Origin of the sequence: Cupriavidus pauculus (assembly GCF_008801835.1) — a bacterium.
GTDB classification, from domain to species: Bacteria; Pseudomonadota; Gammaproteobacteria; order Burkholderiales; family Burkholderiaceae; genus Cupriavidus; species Cupriavidus pauculus.
The window spans coordinates 1-1,189 of the sequence record NZ_VZOW01000094.1 but is presented as its reverse complement, the minus strand read 5'-3'; the positions used below and the strand labels follow the sequence as shown (position 1 = coordinate 1,189).

2 protein-coding genes are annotated in these 1,189 nt (G+C 65.0%); both read right to left on the bottom strand.

The window, feature by feature from the left end; all coding sequences use genetic code 11:
* The coding region (locus F7R19_RS29525; protein ID WP_150982964.1) for an ABC transporter ATP-binding protein at positions 1-581 on the bottom strand (581 nt) is incomplete at its 3' end.
* Positions 581-1,189, bottom strand: a 609-nt coding sequence (locus F7R19_RS29520) for an ABC transporter ATP-binding protein (protein WP_150982963.1), incomplete at its 5' end; no start/stop codon positions are given. The genes F7R19_RS29525 and F7R19_RS29520, both read right to left, overlap by 1 nt.

Sequence of the window (1,189 nt, the reverse complement as noted above, 5' to 3'; positions counted from 1 at the left end):
CCCTTGGCCTTGAGCATCAGGATCATGCGCGCGAGTGCCTGCACGATGACCGGCGCGAGCCCTTCCGAAATCTCGTCGAGCAGCAGCAGATTGGCGCCGGTGCGCAGGATGCGTCCCACCGCCAGCATCTGCTGCTCGCCGCCGGAAAGCCGCGTGCCCTGGCTTTGCCTGCGCTCCTTCAGGTTCGGGAACATCTCGTAGATCTCGGCCTCGCTCATGCCCTGGCCGGTGCCCGCGCCCGATGCCTTCAGCGTCGGCGGCAACAGCAGGTTTTCCTCGCACGACAGGCTTGAAAAAATCGCGCGCTCTTCCGGGCAATAGCCGATGCCGTAGTGCGCGATCTTGTGCGTGGGCAGGCCGATCGTCTCGTGGCCGTTGACCTTGATCGATCCCTTGCGCGCCCCGGTCAGGCCCATGATCGCGCGCAGCGTGGTGGTGCGGCCCGCGCCGTTGCGGCCCAGCAGCGTCACTACCTCGCCGCGGTTCACGGTCAGGTCTACACCGTGCAGGATGTGCGATTCGCCATACCAGGCGTGCAGGCCCTTGATTTCCAGCGCGGGCACATTCGATTGCGTGCTCATCAGTGCGCTCCCTGCAGTTCCGCGTCGACGGTGCCCATATAGGCTTCCATCACGCGCGGGTCTTTCGACACCTCGGCATACGGGCCTTCGGCCAGGATCGCGCCGCGTTGCAGCACCGTGATCTTGTCGGCAATCGACGACACCACGTTCATGTTGTGTTCGACCATCAGGATCGTGCGGCCCGCAGAAACCTTCTTGATCAGCTGCGTGACGCGATCCACATCCTCGTGGCCCATGCCCTGCGTGGGCTCGTCCAGCAGCATCAGCTCCGGCTCCATCGCCAGCGTGGTGGCAATTTCCAGCGCGCGCTTGCGGCCGTACGGCAGGTTGACGGTGACCGTTTCGGCGAATTCGGTGAGGCCCACCTGGTCGAGCAGTTCCATGGCGCGTGCGTCGAGCACATCGAGCGAGCGTTCGCTGCGCCAGAACTGGAACGCGGTGCCCAGTTGCCGCTGCAGGCCGATGCGCACGTTCTCGCGCACGGTCAGGTGCGCGAACACGGCGGAGATCTGGAACGAGCGGATCACGCCGCGCCGCGCAATCTGTGCGGGCTTTTCGCGCGTGATGTCGATGCCGTTAAAGAGAATGGTGCCCGTGGTGGGCTCCAG